At 67.4% G+C, this 20241-nt stretch carries 17 protein-coding genes; 7 read left to right on the top strand and 10 right to left on the bottom strand.

What is annotated here, in order from left to right; all coding sequences use genetic code 11:
* Nucleotides 1-2: 2 nt before the first annotated feature.
* The 5 genes from EJO69_RS00935 to EJO69_RS00955 are packed head-to-tail and all read left to right on the top strand — an operon-like array spanning nt 3 to nt 6418.
* Complete coding sequence (locus EJO69_RS00935; RefSeq protein ID WP_126037987.1) at nt 3-1130, top strand: glycosyltransferase family 2 protein; 1128 nt, start codon at nt 3-5, stop codon at nt 1128-1130.
* An 11-nt stretch (nt 1131-1141) separates the two neighbouring features.
* Nucleotides 1142-2527, top strand: coding sequence for a glycosyltransferase family 4 protein (locus tag EJO69_RS00940; RefSeq protein ID WP_211331461.1), 1386 nt, complete (start codon nt 1142-1144; stop codon nt 2525-2527).
* On the top strand, nt 2524-3282 hold the full coding sequence (locus EJO69_RS00945; RefSeq protein ID WP_126037990.1) for a Wzz/FepE/Etk N-terminal domain-containing protein: 759 nt from the start codon (nt 2524-2526) through the stop codon (nt 3280-3282). The genes EJO69_RS00940 and EJO69_RS00945 overlap by 4 nt, the downstream gene beginning before the upstream one ends.
* On the top strand, nt 3279-5312 hold the full coding sequence (locus EJO69_RS00950) for an O-antigen ligase family protein (RefSeq protein ID WP_126037993.1): 2034 nt from the start codon (nt 3279-3281) through the stop codon (nt 5310-5312). Before EJO69_RS00945 ends, EJO69_RS00950 begins: the two co-directional genes overlap by 4 nt.
* Nucleotides 5309-6418, top strand: a complete 1110-nt coding sequence (locus EJO69_RS00955) for a glycosyltransferase (RefSeq protein ID WP_126037996.1) — start codon at nt 5309-5311, stop codon at nt 6416-6418. The genes EJO69_RS00950 and EJO69_RS00955 overlap by 4 nt, the downstream gene beginning before the upstream one ends.
* 306 nt (nt 6419-6724) lie before the next feature.
* Here EJO69_RS00955 and EJO69_RS00960 read toward each other — a convergent pair whose 3' ends face one another.
* Genes EJO69_RS00960 through EJO69_RS00970 form a run of 3 tightly spaced genes read right to left on the bottom strand, consistent with a single transcriptional unit; the run spans nt 6725 to nt 10903 of the window.
* Complete coding sequence (locus tag EJO69_RS00960) at nt 6725-7597, bottom strand: glycosyltransferase (protein WP_126037997.1); 873 nt, start codon at nt 7595-7597, stop codon at nt 6725-6727.
* A gap of 26 nt (nt 7598-7623) precedes the next feature.
* Nucleotides 7624-10437 carry a WecB/TagA/CpsF family glycosyltransferase gene (locus EJO69_RS00965; protein ID WP_164519808.1) on the bottom strand — a complete coding sequence of 938 codons (2814 nt, stop codon included), beginning with the start codon at nt 10435-10437 and terminating at the stop codon, nt 7624-7626.
* Nucleotides 10430-10903, bottom strand: a complete 474-nt coding sequence (locus EJO69_RS00970; RefSeq protein WP_164519809.1) for a VanZ family protein — start codon at nt 10901-10903, stop codon at nt 10430-10432. Before EJO69_RS00970 ends, EJO69_RS00965 begins: the two co-directional genes overlap by 8 nt.
* Before the next feature lie 354 nt (nt 10904-11257).
* Here EJO69_RS00970 and EJO69_RS00975 point away from each other — a divergent pair, with 354 nt between their 5' ends.
* Nucleotides 11258-11818, top strand: coding sequence for a dienelactone hydrolase family protein (locus tag EJO69_RS00975; protein ID WP_126038007.1), 561 nt, complete (start codon nt 11258-11260; stop codon nt 11816-11818).
* A 9-nt stretch (nt 11819-11827) separates the two neighbouring features.
* Here the strand turns inward: EJO69_RS00975 and EJO69_RS00980 are convergent, their stop codons facing one another.
* Both EJO69_RS00980 and EJO69_RS00985 read right to left on the bottom strand, forming a co-directional pair.
* Nucleotides 11828-12853, bottom strand: coding sequence for a zinc-dependent alcohol dehydrogenase family protein (locus EJO69_RS00980; protein WP_126038010.1), 1026 nt, complete (start codon nt 12851-12853; stop codon nt 11828-11830).
* Nucleotides 12854-12875: 22 nt separating this feature from the next.
* Complete coding sequence (locus tag EJO69_RS00985; protein ID WP_126038013.1) at nt 12876-13454, bottom strand: CDP-alcohol phosphatidyltransferase family protein; 579 nt, start codon at nt 13452-13454, stop codon at nt 12876-12878.
* Nucleotides 13455-13588: 134 nt separating this feature from the next.
* Between EJO69_RS00985 and EJO69_RS00990 the strand changes: the two genes are divergently transcribed.
* Nucleotides 13589-14227: an NUDIX hydrolase N-terminal domain-containing protein gene (locus EJO69_RS00990; RefSeq protein ID WP_126038016.1), complete on the top strand. Its 639-nt coding sequence runs from the start codon at nt 13589-13591 to the stop codon at nt 14225-14227.
* Between the two features lie 20 nt (nt 14228-14247).
* Here the strand turns inward: EJO69_RS00990 and EJO69_RS00995 are convergent, their stop codons facing one another.
* The 5 genes from EJO69_RS00995 to EJO69_RS01015 all read right to left on the bottom strand — a co-directional run bounded on the left by EJO69_RS00995 (nt 14248) and on the right by EJO69_RS01015 (nt 20061).
* Complete coding sequence (locus EJO69_RS00995) at nt 14248-14568, bottom strand: DMT family transporter (protein WP_126038019.1); 321 nt, start codon at nt 14566-14568, stop codon at nt 14248-14250.
* Entirely contained in the window at nt 14565-14918 is a 354-nt protein-coding gene (locus EJO69_RS01000; RefSeq protein WP_126038022.1) for a DMT family transporter, read from the bottom strand. The genes EJO69_RS00995 and EJO69_RS01000 overlap by 4 nt, the downstream gene beginning before the upstream one ends.
* Nucleotides 14919-14983: 65 nt before the next feature.
* Nucleotides 14984-16330, bottom strand: coding sequence for a magnesium transporter (mgtE, locus tag EJO69_RS01005; protein WP_126038025.1), 1347 nt, complete (start codon nt 16328-16330; stop codon nt 14984-14986).
* Nucleotides 16331-16814: 484 nt separating this feature from the next.
* Nucleotides 16815-19445, bottom strand: a complete 2631-nt coding sequence (locus EJO69_RS01010; protein WP_126038028.1) for an MMPL family transporter — start codon at nt 19443-19445, stop codon at nt 16815-16817.
* Between the two features lie 22 nt (nt 19446-19467).
* On the bottom strand, nt 19468-20061 hold the full coding sequence (locus EJO69_RS01015; RefSeq protein WP_164519810.1) for a TetR/AcrR family transcriptional regulator: 594 nt from the start codon (nt 20059-20061) through the stop codon (nt 19468-19470).
* Nucleotides 20062-20241 lie beyond the last annotated feature (180 nt).

Raw genomic sequence — 20241 nt, forward strand, 5'->3', positions numbered from 1 at the left:
CCATGTCTCTGACCAGACTGCCCGGCAGGACGGCTGACGGAGTCCGCAGTATCGGCGCCCTGACGTCCGCGTCAACTGTGCGCCCGCCGGAGCCTCCAGCGTCAGCGCCGCTCGTCAGCGTTGTCATCCCCTGCTACAACTATGCGGACTACCTTCCCGGCGCGGTCACGAGCGTACTGCGGCAGTCGGGCGTGCGGACCGAGGTCATCATCGTCGATGACTGCTCGACAGACTCGAGCCTCCAGGTGGCACGAAACCTAGCGGCCAGGCATCCGAATGTTCACGCACTCGAGCACAGGGCCAACCGGGGCCCAGTCGACACCTTCAACGATGGGCTCGCGGCCGCCACGGGCGAATTCCTCGTCCGCCTCGATGCGGATGACCTTCTGACGCCCGGCTCCCTCGGTCGAGCAGTCGCGGTCCTTGCGAGAGTCGACAGCATCGGAATGGTCTACGGCCATCCCCTTCACTTCTCCGGAGACGTCCTGCCGACGCCCCGGACGATGACAAGGGCGGTCACGCTGTGGCCGGGCACCGACTGGCTCGCACGGCGGTGCCGCGACGGCCTCAACGTCATCACCTCGCCCGAGGTCGTCATGCGTATGTCCGTCGTCGATATGGTGGGCGGTCAACAGCCGCTCGCCCACACACACGACATGGAGATGTGGATGAGGATTGCGGCCTTCTCCGATGTCGCCTACCTGCGCGGATGTGACCAGGCCTGGCATCGCGATCACGATCAGAGCCTGTCGGCCCGGAAGGTCGACTCCCTCGTCGACCTCGCGGAGCGGCGAGCGGCCTTCGACACGCTCTTCGCCGGCATCGCCAGCACCCTTCCGGGGGCCACGCAGCTGCGGGACGCCGCGAATCGCGCCCTCGACCGTGCAAGCATCGCCGCTGCCCGCAATGAGATCGACCGTGGTACGGCCACCCCGGAGCGACTTGAGCACATTCTCAGCGGCGTCCGCTCGACATCTGCCAAGACCCGGGCCGAGATCGACTCGGTGCGCCGGAGGGCAGAGTGCCCATCCCGGGCCTCGGACCTGCCCGGCATCAGCTGGCGGCGCCTGACCCACAGGCTCCACTACGAACGGTCATTCCACACGTGGCATCGGCGCGGCGAATTCTAGGAGGGTGAACCATGAACGTCATCAACAGAGTAAGAACGGTCGGCACGAGACTGCGTGACGATGGCCCAGCCGAGACGCTGCGGCGCAGTGCGCGAATGCTCGCCAGGCGCGCTGGAGCGGCGATGGACTGGGATGATCTCGACTTCCCTCTGAGGGAGGAGGACATCGCCAGCCCGGGGACCGCGGGACAGCCCGATGAGACCCCTCGCCACAGCGGGCCGCTCACGATCGGCTGGGTCTGCAGCCCACCGGCCGCCGGGTCGGGAGGGCACACGACGCTGTTCCGGATGGTCGAGGCGATGGAGCGGCGAGGCCACGAGTGCGTTGTGCTCCTCTACGAGCGCGGCTCGGATGACACGGTGCGGCATGAGCCTGTCCTCCGGCGCGCGTGGCCGGGAATGAAGGCACAGATCGCGAGCGCGACAGGGGACCTCAGCCGGTTCGATGCGATTGTGGCGAGCGCCTGGGCAAGCGCCCACGTCGTGGCCAGCCGTTCGGCGGGTGCCGCCCGACGGTACTACTTCATTCAGGACTATGAGCCGCACTTCTATCCGAGGGGCTATCTATACTCACTCGCGGAGTCGACCTACCGCTTCGGATTCGACAACATCGCCCTAGGGAGGATGGTCGCCCACGAGCTGCGAACCCAGTCAGGTGTCGAACCGGAGATCGTTGTCCCATTCGGCTGTGACCGGGACACGTACCGGAGACTGTCAGGGCGCGAGGGCGAGCGGCCGCGAAGCGGTGTCGTCTACTACGCGAAGCGGTCGGTCGACCGGCGGGGCTATGCCCTGGCCAGGGCCGCCCTCGAGAGGTTCCATGAGCTGTGTCCGGACGAGCCGATCCATGTCATCGGGGACGAGGTTCGGGGATGGCGGGCCCCGATCATCAACCACGGGTCCATGCGTCCAGCCGAGCTCAACGCCCTCTACAACGAGACGATCGCGGGACTCGCCATGTCCTTCACGAATGTCTCGCTCGTCCCGGGAGAGCTTCTCGCCGCCGGCACGGTTCCCGTTCTCAACGACTCGGCAGATGCGCGCCGGGACATGGAGTCGGCGGGGGCTGTCTGGGCTGAGCCGACACCGGAGGCTCTCGCTCGAGCCCTCGCCGACGTCGTGTCAGTCGACCCAGAGGAGACCGCCGCGCGCGCAGCCGTGACTGCACTCAGCGCGCCTCCCGGATGGGAGAGGACACAGGCCGCGGTCGCAGATTTCATCGAGGCTCGACACCGACCGCTCACCTCAGTTCCGTCAGGAGAGGACAGCCTTCTGACGGCCGAACAGCGGCACCCACACATGGGCAGAGGCGGGGCGCCCACGGAGGCGTACACCGTCCGAGCTCCCCACAACGGCACAGCCGCAGGTCGCGGCTCGACACACCTGGGGCAATTATGAATCTGACAGATTTCGGACGGTCGATGCTCCGCAGATGGTATGTGGTGATCATCTGCGTCGCTCTCACGGCCGCGGGCGCCTTCGCCGTGGGCCGCACCGTCCAGCCCGCATACCAGTCGACGGCCACAGTCGTTCTGCTGCCGCCTCCGGCCGTCGTCACGGAGGAGGGCAACCCGTACCTCTTCATGGGCGGACTTGACCAGGCGCTCAGCGTCCTCTCCGTCAAGCTCAACTCGGCCGAGGTGGCAGAGACGCTCGTCAACGTTGGTGAGTCGTACGAGATCGCGAAGGATCCGAACGGACCAGGACCACTCATCACGATCACCGCCGAGGCGGGGTCAGGGCCGCGTTCGGAGGAGCTCCGGGATGCCATCCTCGACCGACTCCCGGTCGATCTGAAGGTCATGCAGGATGACCTTGCGGTCACGCCAGAGTCCCAGATCGGCGCTATGACACTGGTCCAGAGCGACGAGCCGGAGAGAATGGTGAAGGAGCAGCTGCGGTTGGTTCTCGCCATGGCTGCGCTTGGGCTCGGGATGACAGTGCTGGTCACCGGCGTGCTCGATCGCTGGATGCTGGCCCGGGCAGCACGGAGGCTCGAGCGTCGCGACCGTGACGATGATGAACCCACGGTGGGCGACCAGGTCCAGGAGCGGATGACGGGATTTGATGGTGGGGCAGGAGGGGGCGGAGAGCTTCCCGATCTCGCAGATCCGAGATCCCCGGTGGACTTCGTCTCCAGCGGCCAGCCATGACCACGATCAGAGGACGCCCACCTTCGGAGGCGACCGCAGGTGCGGGGCAGTCCGCCATGCCTGTGCGGCTGGATGCGGTCACCTTCATGACGACCTATCTCGTCATACTCCTCGCAGTGCCTGCCGATCGCCGCGTCGAAGTGCTCGGTGGCGCGGGGGCGCCGGCGGCGCTGTTCGCCACCCTGGGCCTGCTGTGGTGGGGCTGGCAGCGGGTGCAGAGCCGTCGCGGGCTGGCCTTCCAGCCGGTCAAGGCAGCCCTCGCCTTCCTCACGGCCAGCATCCTCGCCTCCTACGTCGTCTCGGCATCTATGGCGCTCCCTGCGACCGAGCGTTCGGTGGCGGACATGGGTGTGCTGCGCCTGGCTGCGATTGCCGGGATTCTTCTTGTCGCCCATGACGGCGTGTCAAGCCCACGTCGGTTCCTCGTGCTCATGAGGAGAATCAGTGTGTTCGGGGGGCTCTACGCGACGCTCGGGCTCCTTCAGTTCTTCACCGGCCAGACTTTCGTCAACACATGGTCGATTCCTGGGCTCGGCGACGGCGGGTGGATCTCAGTCGGGGAGCGAGCGGGCTTCATTCGGGCGGTGAGCACCGCCATGCATTCTCTCGAAGCGGCCGTTGTCCTTGTCATGGTTCTGCCGATCGCGCTGACGGTCGCAATTTACGACCGACAACGGTCGGGCTTGACCCGCTGGTATCCCGTCGCCGCGATCCTCTTCCTGTCGGTGCTCTCGGTGACCCGCTCGGCGCTGCTCGGGACCGTTGTCGTCATAGCGGTGCTCTTCTGGACATGGCCGCGGGCCGTGCGGCTTTGGATGGCTGCCGCCATCGGATTTGGACTCATCGCTGTCTATGCCGGGATTCCCGGCATGGCTGGCACGATCATCGGAATGTTCACCGCAACAGATCCGAGTCTCGTCTCACGAACCGACAGCTATGATACGGTCGCCGCCTTTATCGACGTCAGCCCCCTGTTCGGCCGTGGCCTGGGCACGTTCCTGCCCTCCTACTGGATCCTCGACAACCAGTACCTGCTCACCGTTGTCGAGACCGGCATCGTCGGTCTCGTCGCTCTCCTCCTCCTCATCGCGGTAGCATGCTGGGCGGCTGTATCGATGAGACGGGTGTGGGAGCCGCGCGATGAGCTGATGGGCGCCTTCGGCTATGCACTGCTCGCCTCAGTTCTGGCAGGATCCCTGATCCTCGCCTTCTTCGACGCGTTCTCTTTCCCGCAGGCCTGCGGCATGTTCTTCCTCACCATCGGACTGTGCGGGGCCTACCTCAATCTGTGTCGAGCCGAGGCGACGCCATGGCCCGACGCAGCTGACGTGGAACAGCCGCGGGCAGGGCGCCAGCGATGGATCGCTGGGGTGGCCGCTTTGGCGGTCATGGCGGGACTATCCACAAACGTTCTTGCGACGCCGCCTGTGTACTATGCCCAGGTCGACGTCCTCTTCATCCTTCCCGAGGCTCCCGATGACTCGAACAGTCTCCTCGGTGATCCGGGTCTGACTCTCTACCTTGCAGGTGTAGTCGAGAAACAGCTCAACGCAGAGTCCGCAGATTCGGAGGCGCTGACGACATTCGCACCGCTCTACGGCACCGGTATCCGGAACGGGCACTGGATCCACATACCCGACGTCGGAGGGCAGTGGGAGACCTCGCACGACCGTCCGCTCATCATGATCGAGGTCGTCGGGGACTCACCCGCCCAGGTCGGCGAGGATCTGCGCCGGCACGCGGAGCGAACGGCGGACCTGGCACGCTCCTCGCAGGAGTTGATGGAGATCCCTGCCTCCCTGCATATCAGGACGTCAGCGTCGCCATCAGTCCCGACCGCCAGCATGATCGGAATGAAGAAGGACCGGGCCGCGGCGGGCTTGGCGCTCCTCACGATCATCGTCGTCGCCGCCGCCACTCGCGGGGGAGACCGCCTGCTCGCAGGGCGGTCCCGACGCCGAACGGACGATGGACCGGACGGGCGGACGGCGGACGCCGCGGATCCTCGAGTGGATAGGACAGAGCTATGACACGACCGACCGTCCTCGTGCTCCCCAATACGATCTTCTTCCCGCCGTACCTCGAGGAGATCGAGGAGCGCGGCCGGGCCGGCCGAGTGCCGCGCACCTGGCTCGCCGACGTCGACGCCGACCTCACCATCCTCGATCAGCGCCTTCAGACGAACCCGCCGCGCTGGCGCCGCCCCCTCTATCGCCGCCTTTCCATGTGGGTCGTCCAGGTTCTTGAGGCTTTCCGAGTCGGCCGGACCTACGATGTCGTCTTCGTCTGGAGTCTCGCGAACGTTGCACTCGTCCTCGCCCTTCTGCTTCGGCTCACGCGGAGGAGAATCACCCTCGTCTGTCTCCTCACCCGCATCTCCGAGCCGAAGAAGGCGCGCCTGCTGCGGCGCGTCCACACCCACATCACCCGCATCATCCTCCCGCCGCAGTCCCAGCGGGAGATCGCGATGCGGGAGCTCGGCGTGCCCGCCGAGAAGCTCGTCGATCTCCCGTGGACGCTCGACCTGGACTTCTGGCGGCCAGCTGATCCCGAGCCGGTGCGGCACACGATATGTGCGGCCGGGGGAGAGATGAGGGACTATGTCACCCTCGTCCGAGCCCTCGACGGGCTCAACATCCCCTGCCACATCGCTGGAGTCCTCGACACGTCCCGGCCGGACTGGTGGAACGCGGCGGATGATGATCGTGCGGGCGAGGAACTCGTCCCCGGCAATGTGACGTTTGGAACGATGCCGCCGAACGAACTGCGCGACCTCTACGCCCGATCCCGGTTCGTCGTCGTCCCACTCCACGCAACCGACAGCGACAACGGGATCACCTGCATGAACGAGGCCTGGGCCATGTCCCGCCCCGTCATCGTCTCGGACGTCGCCGGTCAGCAGGGTGCCTTCATCGAGGGGGTCGAGGGCGTATGGGTGCCGCAGGGCGATGTTAATGCCCTCCGACGCGCCATCATCGACCTCTGGGCGAATCCGGCCTCGGCGGACGCCATGGGCGTCGCCGGCCGACGTCTTGTCGAACGGGAGAAGTCGAATGCAGTCTTCAGTGCGGGGCTCTCCCGGGTCCTCTCCGAGGCTGCGGGGATGGTCGACGAGTCGGCCCGGACAACCGGCTGACCACGCGGCCGGGCAATCGACCATGTGCGGTACCGCGTCCGAGCGAGCGGCCGCGGTTGAGCTCGTCTGATCGGGAGATCAGCCCCGACAGTGGCAGTTTCGGCTCGTGACCCCACTGGCTCTCCATGGTCCCCTCCTCGTCGACTCTCCATGATCCCCCCCCTCGCAGCTTCGGGCCGGGTTCGGCGCCTCGACCGGGGCGCTCTCAGGCCGGTGCGGTCTGCTTCACGCCGCGGGGTCACAGCCCCAGGCTCGAACCCGATCACCCAGATCTCTCCGGGTGGGACGCGATCGAGCGGACCCTGATCAGCGGCGGACGCGCGCGGAGACCACCGCGAGGGAGTGCTTGAGTCGGTCGAAGCGCTCCTTGCCAAGGATGGGGAGGATGGTGTTCTTCGCGAGGCGTCGCGCGCCGAGCTTCGCCGATCGTAGGGGCGCGACGATGAGTCGGTCGGCGAGAAGGGCGGCCCTGCTCGGCTGGTCGAGGCCGGCGAGCAGCTCCCCGAATCCGCTCGCGTGGGCAGCCGGGGTGGTCAGGACCCCGCGCACGCGGTTGCTCACGTTGTTACCGTGAACAACCTGGAGCCAGGCCGGGGGACCGCCGAGCACCGTCGACGGCATCTGGCCCGCCAGTCGCGTATGCCAGTCCGCCCATGCCGTGACGGGTGAATCCCACGGCTCCGCGACCGAACAGAAGGCGTTGTTCCTGTCGACATGCCGATAGAGGCGGCCGTCCTTGAGGATGAGGCCATTGCGGAGGAAGATGGCATGCCGCTCCGCCGACTCGATTGAGTTCTGGATCCGGGCCGCGAAATCCGCACTCAGCGCATCATCATTGTCGAGATTCGTCGTGACGAGAACATCCCCGAGCGCGCCCGTCGCCTTTCGGAGGTCGGCGATGAGGGCCTCGCGGCCGACCTCGGCGCGGTACAGCGGACGGAAGCCACCACGGGTAGCGGCCCCCGCAATCCATTCCTTGAGCCACGTGGGACTCTCCGGATCGAAGTAGACGATCCACGTAACGGGCGCGGTCTGAGCTCGGACAGAGGGCAGGCAGCGATCCTCGAACAGGCCCACCCGTTCACGCAACCAGCCGTCTCTCGCCCGGATAAGGGACTCCGCACCCGGGGAGGGAAGGTTGAACCTCGTGAGAAGGACGTGATCAAGCGTGGGTCTCATATGGACTCCTCTCGCGGGCCATGCAGTCACGGCCGAGCGGTGCGCCGGAGCTCACCGGCATCAGTCTGCGCGTCCGCGGCGGGCCCACCTGCCGGGACGGGATGTATCGACGGCCCGGCATCGGAAACCGAGCGATGAACCGGTTCCGGAACAGCATGTGCCGAGTGGGAGGTAGCCGATGCATGCGGGGCGCCCCCACCACTCGTGTCCGTCGGTCGCGTGCTCTCGTCCCGCTCCCACGTGCTGACCGCACGCCGCGCGCTGAGGCGGGCACGGGCGATGAGGGCGGCGCACACGAGCGCGTCGACAAGGCTCGATGGCCCCCACACTCCCGCGAGCAGGCCGCGCGCGGTGCCAGCGGTCGGTCCCGGAGCGTGCGGGACGAGCTCCGGTGAGCGCCGAATCTCCGCCTGGCCGCGGTACGTTCGCCGCAGGACGGCGAGCAGGCTGGCCGTGGTCTGTGGGGTGCGGACACGGACGGGAGGAGTCGTGACCACGAGCTTCTCGAAGCCGTCGAACTGCAGGTCGACGAACAGGTCATCCGCAGTCAGCGCCGGGAAGGCGCCGAAGCGCTCGCGGCCTGCCTTCGACACGGCGTAGGCCCCCGCGCCCCACAGGGCTGGGGGTGTGGTTGGAATCCGCCGCTTTGCACGGTAGAACGCACGCACCGGCCACGTCGCCCCGGCATCATCCCAGCGGAACGAGGGGCGGGCGGCGAGGACGTCGCCGCGGCTGAGCCGCTCGAAGAGAATCCGCACCGCGACCGGTGGGTTCTCGACATCGGCATCGAGATAGAGGCGCGGCCACAGGGTCGCGGCGCCGTCCCCGGCGTTGAGAGCAGCTGTCTTTGACGGTGTCTCGAGCTCGAGCACACGCACCCCCTCGAACCGGCGGGCGATCACGGGAGTCTCGTCTGTACACCCATTGCAGGCGACGATGACCTCGACTGTGCCGACGATCGACTGCAGGTGGGACAGCGTGGTGGCGATGACCGAGGCCTCGTTGTGGGCGGGGATGATGATGCTGCCGGGCAGTGGGTCGGGGCAGTCCCGGCCGGGAGTCGGCCCGGGCAGGTCCGCCCACCTGGCCTCATCGACCAGTGCCCGCAGGGCCCGCCGGCTGCCGGGCCTCGTGATCCGGAGTGCTTCTCGAAGCGTGAGCGCCGCCCGAATCCGGCGCTCACCCAGCTGGTGCTTGCGTGCGTAGCGGACACGATTGACGGCGAGCAGAGCATCCAGGTCAGGAGAGGAGCCCGAGCCCGCCCCGGTGTGGACGATGACGGCGGAGGGCTCGTACCAGACGTGGGCCCCCGCAAGGCGGGCCCGGCGGAAGAAGTCCGTCTCCTCTGAGTAGAGGAAGAATTGCTCATCCCATTCGCCCACCTCGGCCGCCAGATCGGCGTCGATGAGGAGGGCGGCGCCGGTCGCCCAGTCGACCCGGTGCGCGTGCTGGTACGCCTCCGGATTGTGTTCTGTTTCAGAGAGGAGGGCTGGTCTGTTCGGCACCGTGTCCCCGAGGAGAGCGTCGCCGAGTGTCGCGATCGGGCTCGGCTCGCGGCGCAGTGAGTGGAGGATGGACCCGTCCTCATCGACGAGCTTCGGGACAGCGATCCCGGCACGGGAGACCGCCAGCCGCTGGAGGAGGGCCGCAGCGGCACCGGGCCGCAGCTCGAGGTCGGCGTTGAGGATGAGATACGACCGCGTCATGCCCGATGCTCGCATCGCCATGTTGAGCGCCGCCGCGTACCCGAGGTTGCCGCCGGTCTGCACCAGTGTGACGCCCGCGTGGCGACGGACGACGTCGACCGTGCCGTCGGACGAGTCGTTGTCGGCGACGACGACCGCGAGCCGCACAGAGCCCGCCTCCGCTCGGAGGCTGGCGAGAAGGGTGTCGAGGGAGGAGGCGCTGTTGTAGGAGACGATGCACGCGGCGATGTCCGCCTCCTCGTCTGTTCCGACAAAGGTGCCTGGCCCGCCCGAGGGCAGCAGGTCTGTGCGGATCTGGGGCGGCTGGTTGGGTCGAGCACTGGTTGGGATGACGGCGGCGTCGCGTTGGATCCGCAGGAGGCTCGGCGGGTCGTCAACGAGGTAGCGGCGTGCGAGGCGGCGCGGCTCAAGCGCCAGCCGCCACGCCCACTCAAGACCGTTCTCCGCCGCCCACCGAGGCGCCCGCTGGACGGAGCCGGCCAGGAAGTCGACGACCGCGCCGAAGGCGAGGAGCACCCGGGCCCCCGTCAGGGCCCCGTACTGCGCCATCCACAGCTCCTGGCGGGGCTTGCCGAGCCCGACGACGAGGATGTCGGGGGAGGCGACCCGGATTGCTCGTGCCAGATCTCGGCTCGCCACCGGGTCGACAAGGGTCGACCGGTCGGGAGACCACAGCCCGGCGATCGTCAGGCTGGGGCGGGTGAGGGGGAGTTCGCGCGACAGCGTCTGCTGAACTGCAGGCGAGCCCCCGAGGAAGCCGACCGATAGGCCCGCGGCCGCCGCTCCATCGAGGAGCGGTCCGATGAGGTCGCTGCCCGCGAGTCGGGGCCAGGTGCGGCCCGTCAGCCGGTTCGCACGGTTGACGAGTGGTGCCCCGTCGAGCAGTGTCAGCCACTCCATCCGCCCCCGCCCGGCCGCAGTCGGGTGCAGGGAATCCCCGAGGGTTCCCTCCCACCGGGAGCCGCGACCGAACTGTGCGAGGTGATCGAGATTGGCCGAGACGACCGAGACTGGGACAGGTCGGCCGGATTCTGTTGGCGGATGTGCGGCCCGGTCGAGAATGTGGGCGAGCGCGGAATCCTCGTCGAAGAGATCGATGACGATACCGGCAAGGTCGACGCGTGATTCAGGCATGGCTGTCCTCTCGGTCATCAGAGCGGGTGGCTCGTCCGGACGTGCTGGTGGTGCGGGCGCCCCTCCGGCGTGACGCGGCGATGAGAATCCCCGCCAGAACGGCCCCGAGGAGGGCGCCGAGCGTGTTGGCAATAAGATCGCGGAGTGAGGCTTGGCGCGAGGCGAGTAACGCGAACTGGAGGAATTCGACGGCCGCCGACAGGGCAAAGCCGCCGAGGAGACCGACCAACCATCGCCGCGTCGCCCCGGCGAGGAGGAAGCCGAGGGGGATGAAGAGTGCGACGTTCGCGGCCGCCTCGACGTGGCCATAGCGAACGTCGATCATGATCCCCGCATCGTGAAGTCGCCTGGTGAGGGCCTCGGCCGCCTCCCGCAGCCCAATATCGACGGGCGCTCCGAGAAAGAGCGGGACTGCGATGACGAGGCCCGCGAGAAGGGCGATCCGGCAGATGCGTGGGCTGGGCATGAGCGTCATGGCTCGGCCGCCGACCCCGCGGCCGGCCCGTGCCGGACCTCGCCTGCGCCAGCGCAGGCGAGAACGATGCGTTCCACGATGTTCCCCCATGAGCAGACCGTCTCAGCGGCCTACTGTGTCAACGACGTTAGAAGCGACGGTCATCGCCATCAACGGCGGAATGAAGAAGCGGGTGATACTCGAGTAGGGCGGGGGAGGAGGTGCCCCGAACCGAGTGGTCGACTGGGTGCCGATGTGCGGGTTCGACACTCGCCGCGCGACGGTCCTTCATCGCGGCTCTGCCAGCGGGCGATTGTCGCGAGGATGGTCGAGCCCTATCCTGAACCAACGACAGTGAGGTGCGACATGGTCGACGTGATTGTTTTCCACCACATTCAGGGCCTGACGAGCGGTGTCTTCGAGTTCTCTGAGGAGCTCCGCAGACAGGGCCACACCGTCCACGTGCCGGACCTGTTCGAGGGGCGAACATTCGCCTCGATCGAGGAGGGCTTGGCCTTCGTCGAGGCGGAGGGATCCCGCCCAATCCGCGTCGGCCTGGACGCGGCGTACGGCCTACCGAATGACCTCGTCTACGTCGGCCTGTCGTTCGGGGTGATGATCGCCCAGCGGCTCGCCCAGACACGGCAGGGCGCCCGCGGCGCCCTGCTCCTCCACTCCTGCCTTCCGATTGCCGAGTACGGTGGGTGGCCGCAGGGGTTACCGGTGCAGATCCACGCCATGGAGGGCGATGAATACTTCGCTGAGGATCTGCCTGCGGCGACGGAGCTCGCCGCTCGTCCCGAGGGCGAGCTGTTCACCTATCCCGGCGATCGGCATCTCTTCACCGACGCGTCGCTGCCCGAATACGACGGCGACGCCTACGGTCTCCTCATGGAGCGGGTGACGGCGTTCCTCGCCGAGATCTGAACGCGGCGCTCAGCGCTGCGTCTCGAGAAGGACCTTGATCGCCCGCCGCTCGTCCATCGCCCGGTAGCCCTCAGCCGCCTCCTCGAGTGGCAGGGTCATGTCGAAGACCACCCCGGGATCGATCTGGTCCGTCATGATGAGATTGATGAGTTCGGGGAGGAAGCGCCGGACCGGGGCGAGGCCGCCGAGCATGCTCACCGTCTTGACGAAGAGCTCCCGGCCATCGATCTGCACGTCGTGGGCGAGGCCGACGAAACCGATGTGGCCGCCGGCGCGGGTCACTCCCATCGCCTGCGCCATCGACTCCTGGGTGCCGACCGCCTCGATGGTCGAGTGTGCGCCGTAGCCAGCGGTCAGGTCCTTGATGGCGGCGATCCCTGCCTTCCCGCGCTCCTCGACGATGTCGGTCGCGCCGAAGCGCCGGGCGAGCGCCTGGCGGTCGGCGTGGCGGGACATGGCGATGATGCGCCCGGCTCCGAGCTGCTTTGCGGCGAGGACGCCCATGAGGCCGACGGCGCCATCGCCGACGACGGCGACGGTCTTTCCCGGACCTGCCTCGGCGGCGACGGCGGCGAACCAGCCCGTACCCAGCACGTCGGAGGCCGCGAGAAGGCTCCGAGCCTGAGCTGGGGTCGGCGTTCCGGGGACGATGACGAGCGTGCCATCAGCGAGGGGGATGCGTGCCTTCTCCGCCTGGGTGCCGATCGACCCCATCATGACCTGGTGGATGCAGCGGGACTGGAAGCCGGCCTCGCAGATCTCGCATGTGTTGTCGGAGGCGACGAAGGAGCCGACGACGACGTCGCCGACGGCGACGGAGTGAACGTCCGAGCCGATCTCGTCGACGACGCCGACGTACTCGTGACCCATCGGCTTCTCGTGCACAGGATCTGCACCTCGGTAGGGCCACAGGTCGGAGCCGCAGATGCAGGCGGCGGTTACACGAATGATCGCATCGGTCGGCTTCTCGATGACGGGATCGGGACGGTCGACGACGCGCACGTCCCCGGGGGCTTGAAGGATGACTCCGCGCATATTTCTCTCCTGTGTCGGTGGTTCAGGCCCGCTGGTCGGTGCCGGTTCGGGACTGAGTGTAGATGGCCCACGCGTAGGTGAGGCCGGTGATGGCGTGGAGGATCGCGCCGAGCGAGGCGAAGAGGACGCCGACGATGGCGATGGCCTCAAGGCCGGGGATCCGGCCGAAGACCGTAAGCGGCAGTCCCGCCATGAGCACCGCGGTCCGGGTCTTGCCGAGAGGGCTGACCGGTGGTCGGTGGCGGGCTCGGAACAGGAGGTAGACGGCCGCGAGCGCCAGATCGGTGAGGACGATGCAGTACGCGATCCAGTCCGGCAGGTAGTGGGATGTGACGAGCACGATGGCGATGGCGGCCACGCCGACTCGATCGGCGATTGGATCGAGTATCTCGCCGACCCTGCTCACCTGATTGAAGCGGCGGGCGATGTAACCATCGACCCAGTCGGTCATGCCGAAGATCGCGAGCAGCACGGCGGTGAGGATCGGCAGCTGGTCGGTGATGAGGAGGTGGGCGATCGGAACGAGCAGCAGCATCCTCGCCACCGTGATCGCGTTGGGGATCGTCAGCCACTCCGACCGACTGAACCGACCTGGGGTCATCTCTTCGCCTTCCTCCGCGTCTGGCGCCAGTTTACCCCGTTGGGCAGCGCCGCTTTCTTGCTGCCGGCAGCGGCACGCCGGATTCGACCCCCGGGAAAAACCGCCTCTCGGGCCGGGTTCCCTATACTCGAGCCATGTCTGATCCCTCTGACGTGCTCCGACGCGTCGCCATCGAGCTGAGCTCGATCTCCGAGTCCGCGCTTGCCTACTGCAGAGACCCGTTCGATATCGACCGCTTCCACCGGATCGGTGAGATCGCCCAGGAGGTCGCCCAGCTCGTCGCCCGAGAACCGTTGCCGGACTATGACCGTCGGGTCGCGTCGATCGCCGGATACACGACACCGAAGGTCGATGTGCGTGGGGGCGTGTTCGACGAGTCCGGCCGCATCCTTCTCGTCCGGGAGATCGCCGATGAGGGGCGCTGGACCCTGCCGGGCGGCTGGTGCGATGTGCTCGAGACTCCGACGAGCGCGATCGAGCGCGAGGTTGCCGAGGAGGCGGGCGTGCCCGTGCGCGCCGTCCACCTCGCCGCGATCATCGACCGACACCGCTGGCCGCACGAGCCGGTCTACGACCGGCACATGTACAAGCTCTTCTTCGTCTGTGAACCGCTGGGCCCGGTCGATCTGCTCTTCACGAGCGAGGAGACGAGCGAGATCGGCTGGTTCGCTGCGGATGACCTGCCGGAGCTGTCGATTGAGCGGGTCGTGCCGGACCAGATTCTTCTGCTCCACGAGCACTGGCGCAGTCCGGGTCCCGCCCACATCGACTGACTCGGCCGGCCGCTGGGACCCTAGTGACTGGATCCGAGTTCGACGAGCAGGACACCGACCATGATGAGGACGATGCCGAGGACCATGACCCGCGTGAGCGGCTCGTTGAAGAGGAGCCGGCTGAAGATCGCGGTGAGCGCCACCCCTGCCGCTGTCCACACGCCGTAGGCGACCCCGAGGGGCATGCCTGCCGCGAGGGTGAGCGCGAGAAGGGTGAAGGCGCTGAGGTAGCCGACGGCGACAGCCGCATACCAGCGCCTGTCGTCGATGGCGGCCCGCAGCGACAGCGTCCCGGTGACCTCGCAGACCACCGCGCCCGCCATCAATATCCATGCACTCATGCGGCCTCCGCCTTGGGTGCAGGGTGGGACCCGACCTCGACGAGGAGGACTCCGGCGACGATGACGGCGATGCCGAGGGTGGTGAGGGCCGTGAGCGCCTCATCGAACAGGACCAGCGAGAGGACCGCGGTGAGGACGACGCCGACGGCGCCCCAGATGCCGTAGGCGACCCCGAGTGGCATCCGACATCGCAGCGCCATCGACAGGCAGGCGAACGCCCCGACGTAGCCGGCGACGACGACGGCGTAGAGGATCGGTGCGTTGAGGGCTCCCTTGAGGGACAGTGAGCCCGTCACCTCGAGGAGGATGGCGCCGATGAGGAACAGCCACTCCTGAGACCTGTCCGTCATTGCTCTATATCCCTGTTCCGATTGTCTTTTCCGATTGTCACGATCCCATGCTCTCCAGACGACCATCAGATTCCGAGGACGGCCTTCGCGATGAGGAAGTAGAGGATGAGGCCGGTCGCGTCGACGAAGGTCGTGATGAAGGGGTTCGAGAACACAGCCGGATCGACCCTGATGAGGCGGGCCACGATCGGCATGATGCCGCCGATCGTCGCGGCGAGCGAGCAGACGGACGCGATCGTCAGCCCGATGACGAGGCCGATATTGAATCCGAAGAGGAGGCCGACGATGAGGAAGCCGATGAATCCGAGGATGATGCCGAGGGAGAACCCGACGGCGAGCTCCCTCGTGAAGACCCGTCTGACGTCCCGTGTGCCGACGTCCCCGAGCGCGAGAGCCCTCGTCACCGTCGTTGCCGCCTGATTGCCGGTGTTGCCGCCGGTGCCGATGAGGAGCGGCACGAAGAGCGCCAGCGTCGTCACCTGGGCGAGAGTGTCCTCGAAGACGGACAGCACCTGGACGGTGAGCGCCGCACCGAGGGCGAGGACGAGCAGCCAGATGATGCGGGAAGAGACGAGGCGCCTGATCGGGGTGGCGAAATACGGTCGCCGGAGCGGCTCGACGCCACCCTGGCGGGAGGAATCCTCGGTCTCCTCGAACTCGAGGATGCGGGCAGCATCATCGATCGTGAGGATCCCGACGAGCCTGTTCTCGAGGTCGACGATCGGCATGGCGAGCAGGCCAAGGTCGGCCGTCCGCCTCGCCGCCTCCTCGTCCGTGTCGTAGGCGGTCGCGACGACAGGGTCGCTCATGATCTGCGAGATCACCGTGTCCGGCTCCGCCCTCAACAGGTCCCGGAGGCTGACCACGCCCATGACGTGCCGCGTCTCGTCGAGGACGGGCAGGGTGTAGATCGTCTCGGCCTCGTCGAGGCCGGCCCGAACTCGGGCCATGGTCTCCGCGACGGTCGACCCCGTTCTCGTCGCCACATATTCGGGGGACATGCGGCGGCCGATCGAGCCCTTCGGGTAGCCGAGCACATCGGCCGTCATCTGCCGCTCGCTTGGGGTGAGCCCGTGGAGCATCTTCGCCGTCAGCCCAGCGGGAAGCTCCTCAAGCAGCCACGCGCGATCGTCGGGTTCGAGGCCGGCGAAGATCTCGGTGACCTCGGCGGCCCGCAGGCCCTTGACGAGATCACCCTGGTGGCCGGGGTCGAAGCGCTCGAAGACGGCGATCGCGCGGTCCTTCGGAAGTAGGCGAAAAACAACGGCCTGCTGGTTGGCGGGCAGTCGCTCAAGGAGCCCTGTCACCTCATCGGCATCGAGCTCGCCCAGGAGCATCGCAATGTCTTCAAGACGTTCGCGCTGGATGAGTGGGATGAGAGTGTTCTGCAGGTCTGTCAGATTCGTGGTCATGGCGGTCCTTCCGGACGGCCGGTGATGCCGTCCTACAATGCAGACCGCGCGCTCACGCGCCCAATCAGTGGCTGCCTCTCAGAGCAGGCCTGGAGCGCACGGTCGTTGTTCGGTGGGGAGAACTGTCACTGGTCACAACCCTCACCTCGCTTTCGTTCGTGCCGGCTCCCGGCTGACCCTCCATTGTACCTTGCCGGTCAATTCAGACCCGGCCGGTGCGCCCCACACGCCTGCAGGCTGCCGACAGCTCCACTGGACTGCGTTCTGTCAATGACCCACGGCGGGACGGTCGGTAGGGAGGGGCCAACATCAGCCCCTCACCTGCGGGAGCTCCACCACCAGTCATATCGGGTGTGGCTCCGGTCGGAGATGCTCTCGACGAGGCTCCGATCGGCGCCGGAGCTGCCACCCGCACGGGAGGTAACTCCCTGCTGGTGGCTGATTCCCGCAACGTCCGGAGAGCAGTCCCGTGCTGGGACCATCCTCAGTGGACGCCGACCTCACTGCGGGCAAGTCTGCCCCGGCGTCGCGGTGCCTCGTCCGAGCCTGCTTCAGATCGAGCTGGTCGCTCGAGGGAGGATCCTTCGACGTCGACGTGGGGGAGAATCCGATCGAGCCAGCGCGGCATCCACCACGCCTTCTCTCCGAGGAGCGCGAGCAGGGCGGGGATGAGGGCCATGCGGACCAGGAAGGCGTCGAGGACGACACCGATCGCGAGGCCGAAGCCGATCGGGCGGACCATCGACAGCTCGGAGAAGATGAACCCCGCGAACACGGAGAACATGATGAGGGCCGCGGCGACGACGACCGAGCGGGCCGCGTAGAGCCCGTCGACGACGGCTCCCCGCGCCGGGCGCCCATGCACCCATGCCTCCCTCATGCCGGTTGTGAGGAACAGCTGATAGTCCATCGCCAGCCCGAAGAGGATGCCGACCATGATCGTGGGCAGGAACGACAGGATCGGGCCCGGGTTGGTGACCCCGAAGAGGGGGCCGAGCCAGCCCCACTGGTAGATCGCGACGACTGCTCCCATCGCGGCCAGGACCGAGAAGAGGAATCCTGCGGTGGCGGCGAGGGGGACGAGGATCGAGCGGAACACGATGACAAGGAGGATGAAGGAGATCGCGATGATGAGGGCGAGATACATCGGCAGGGCGTCACCGAGATTCTCCGACACGTCGATCTGCATGGCGGTCTGGCCTGTCACCTCGATCGGGATCGAGTATCCATCGATCTCGAGTGGCGAGAGTCCTCGGATCGACCCGACGAGATCCTCCGTCTCGACATCGGACGGACCCGTCGTCCCGATCACCTGGAAGACCGCGAGATCACCGGATTCGGACACCCCGGCCGGAAGCACCGAGACGATCTCTTCGCCCGCGAACAGCTGCTCGCCGACCTGGAGGATGAGCTGGTCCCGCTCCGCGTCATCGACCTCCGGCAGGTCTGCGGCGACGATGTGGGGGCCGTTGAAGCCCGGACCGAAGGACTCCGAGGTGATCATGTGGCTCTCGTAGGAGTCGCTGCCCGGCGGCTCGTTCGACCCATCCGGCAGACCGAGCCTCATCGAGAAGAACGGAATCGCGAGCACCGCGAGCAGAGCGATCGATGCGATGACGGTGAGCCAGGGAAGCCGCACGGGGGCAGGCACTGGGCGCGCGCGGCGGCCTTGCTGAGTGACGACCTCACCCGCATCGAGCCGGGCCCGCCACGCCTTCGGCAGCGCCCGAAGCCCGAGGAGGTGAAGGATGGCCGGGGTGAGGGTGATGGTGAGAAGGATGGCGACGAAGACCGCGAGCGCCGCGACGTTGCCCAGTACGCCGAGGAACGGGATGCCGACGACGTTGAGGGCGATGAGCGCGGTCATGACCGTCAGACCCGCGAAGACGACTGCGTTGCCCGAGGTTCCGACAGCAAGACCGATCGAGTCATCGACCGAGTACCCCTCCATCAGCTGTTGGCGGTGCCGGTTGACGACGAACAGGGTGTAGTCGATGCCGACCGCGAGGCCGAGCATGATGCCGAGGATCGGCGAGATCTGGTGCATGTCGACGAAGCCGGCGATCCCCATCGACAGCATGACCGTGATCCCGACTCCGACGAGAGCGGTGAGGATGGGAAGCGCGGCCGTGATGACGGTGCGGAGCATGGCGAAGAGAACGATCGCGGCGACGAAGAGTCCGATGACCTCGGCGGGCCCGACGACGTTCGAGACATCGGTGTCAATCGCCTGCGAGAAGTACACATCGACGGTGGAGAGTGACGAGCTGATCGCCTCCTGCAGGTTCTCCTTCGTCTCGCCCGTCACGGACATCGAATCGTTCTCGAAGGTGACGGTTGCGATGGCGACGCTCCCGTCCGCGGAGACAACCGCGTAATCCCCGAGCATGACGAGCAGTCGTTCGCCGTAGTCGATCTGTGCGCGGCTCGCCTCCAGCTCGGCCTCGCCCGCCGCGATTTCGGCGAGTCCGGCGTCGAGGGCCTCCTGCTGGGTGTTGAGCTCAGCCTCCGCAGCCTCGAGCTCCGACATCTGTGTGTCGAGCGCCTCGAGCTGGGCCGCGATCTGCGGCGGAAGCTGCTCAGCGGGCACGTCCGGCACCTCTGCGAGGGCCTCCTCCAGCTGGGCCCGGCCCGCCTCGAGCTCTGCACGGGCGGCGTCGAGCTGCTCCTGGCCCTGCCGCGCCTGCTCGCGGCCCGCCTCGAGGTCGGCGGCTCCCGCCTCGAGCTGCTCAGCACCGGCACGCACGTCGGCGGCCTGGGCCGACATCATCTCCTGCGTCTGGAACGGGTCGAGCATGGAGAAGACGCCGTCGACCGCCCCGCCCGCGCGCAGAGCCTCGGAGATCTCCTCCTGCTGGGCCTCTGTCAGCGCAGCGCCGTCCGCCGAGACGAACGTCATCGTCCCCGTCCCACGGGCGGCGTCGGGCAGCTCCTCCTCGAGCCGGTCGGCCAGATCCTGGGCGCGGGTGCCCGGAATGGTGAGCGCGGTCGAGTACTCGCCGCCGCCGACCGTGCCGAACAGGACCGCGCCCACGAGGGCGACGACCCAGAGGACAATGGTGAGGGGGGCGTGCGTGGCGCTGGCGCGGCCGAGTCTCTGCAGGAGTTTCGCCATGGTGAACCTTTCGGGTGGAGGTCTATCGGTCGAGTGAGCTGTGTCTGGTCCGGACAAGTTCGAGTGCGCGGACGACAAGGGTGTTCCACCGCCCACGGGTCGGGTCGCCCTCGGTGAGCCAGATCGTGTGTGCGGTCTGGACGGCGGCGATGACCGCGTTCGACACGAAGCGGATGTCGAGGGGATCGATGTCGATCGCCCGCCCGATCATCGAACCGAGCTGGCCGGCGACCTGGTCGATGAGCTCGCTCGCCCACAGCGCGGTCGCGGGGCGCTGATCGTCATGGGAGAGGACGTGGCCGATGTGGCTGATGATCGCGAAGGCCTCGTCGCCCTGCATGACCATCTCCGCGCGTCGGACCAGGTCATCGATCGAGTGGAGGTTCCCACCGAGGTGGTCGATGAGGGGATCGATCTGCGCGGTGAGATAGGCGTAGACGGCATCGTCCGTCGACGGGAAGTGGTTGAAGATCGACTGCCTGGAGGTGCCGGCGCGCTCCGCGAGCTCTGAGGCCGTGAAGCCGCCCATGCCGCGAGCGGTCGCGAGCTCCCCGGCCGCTGCGATGATCGCGCGCCGGTTCCGCTCCTTGACCGATTCTCTCTGCGGCTCTGACACGCGCCCCACTATAGGGACGCGAGTGCACTCAGTGCAATTCCGAGTGCATCGGTGTGGGCGCGCGGCGCTGGTGCTCTGAGTGGCCTCTGTCGGCGCGACCATGGGTGCGCGCCGATGCGATGCCTGGCGCGCCGCTCGCGACACTGCAAGGATGGCCTGACAGAAGCGTGGACAGGAGGG

The sequence above is a fragment of the Flaviflexus salsibiostraticola genome (assembly GCF_003952265.1).
In the GTDB taxonomy this organism is placed as follows: domain Bacteria; phylum Actinomycetota; class Actinomycetes; order Actinomycetales; family Actinomycetaceae; genus Flaviflexus; species Flaviflexus salsibiostraticola.

Excerpts from the sequence above, each read along its gene's own strand:
- EJO69_RS00935 (WP_126037987.1), top strand. The coding sequence starts at position 3 with ATGTCTCTGACCAGACTGCCCGGCAGGACGGCTGACGGAGTCCGCAGT.
- EJO69_RS00940 (WP_211331461.1), top strand. The coding sequence starts at position 1,142 with ATGAACGTCATCAACAGAGTAAGAACGGTCGGCACGAGACTGCGTGAC.
- EJO69_RS00945 (WP_126037990.1), top strand. The coding sequence starts at position 2,524 with ATGAATCTGACAGATTTCGGACGGTCGATGCTCCGCAGATGGTATGTG.
- EJO69_RS00950 (WP_126037993.1), top strand. The coding sequence starts at position 3,279 with ATGACCACGATCAGAGGACGCCCACCTTCGGAGGCGACCGCAGGTGCG.
- EJO69_RS00955 (WP_126037996.1), top strand. The coding sequence starts at position 5,309 with ATGACACGACCGACCGTCCTCGTGCTCCCCAATACGATCTTCTTCCCG.
- EJO69_RS00960 (WP_126037997.1), bottom strand. The coding sequence starts at position 7,597 with ATGAGACCCACGCTTGATCACGTCCTTCTCACGAGGTTCAACCTTCCC.
- EJO69_RS00965 (WP_164519808.1), bottom strand. The coding sequence starts at position 10,437 with ATGCCTGAATCACGCGTCGACCTTGCCGGTATCGTCATCGATCTCTTC.
- EJO69_RS00970 (WP_164519809.1), bottom strand. The coding sequence starts at position 10,903 with ATGCCCAGCCCACGCATCTGCCGGATCGCCCTTCTCGCGGGCCTCGTC.
- EJO69_RS00975 (WP_126038007.1), top strand. The coding sequence starts at position 11,258 with ATGGTCGACGTGATTGTTTTCCACCACATTCAGGGCCTGACGAGCGGT.
- EJO69_RS00980 (WP_126038010.1), bottom strand. The coding sequence starts at position 12,853 with ATGCGCGGAGTCATCCTTCAAGCCCCCGGGGACGTGCGCGTCGTCGAC.
- EJO69_RS00985 (WP_126038013.1), bottom strand. The coding sequence starts at position 13,454 with ATGACCCCAGGTCGGTTCAGTCGGTCGGAGTGGCTGACGATCCCCAAC.
- EJO69_RS00990 (WP_126038016.1), top strand. The coding sequence starts at position 13,589 with ATGTCTGATCCCTCTGACGTGCTCCGACGCGTCGCCATCGAGCTGAGC.
- EJO69_RS00995 (WP_126038019.1), bottom strand. The coding sequence starts at position 14,568 with ATGAGTGCATGGATATTGATGGCGGGCGCGGTGGTCTGCGAGGTCACC.
- EJO69_RS01000 (WP_126038022.1), bottom strand. The coding sequence starts at position 14,918 with ATGACGGACAGGTCTCAGGAGTGGCTGTTCCTCATCGGCGCCATCCTC.
- mgtE (WP_126038025.1), bottom strand. The coding sequence starts at position 16,330 with ATGACCACGAATCTGACAGACCTGCAGAACACTCTCATCCCACTCATC.
- EJO69_RS01010 (WP_126038028.1), bottom strand. The coding sequence starts at position 19,445 with ATGGCGAAACTCCTGCAGAGACTCGGCCGCGCCAGCGCCACGCACGCC.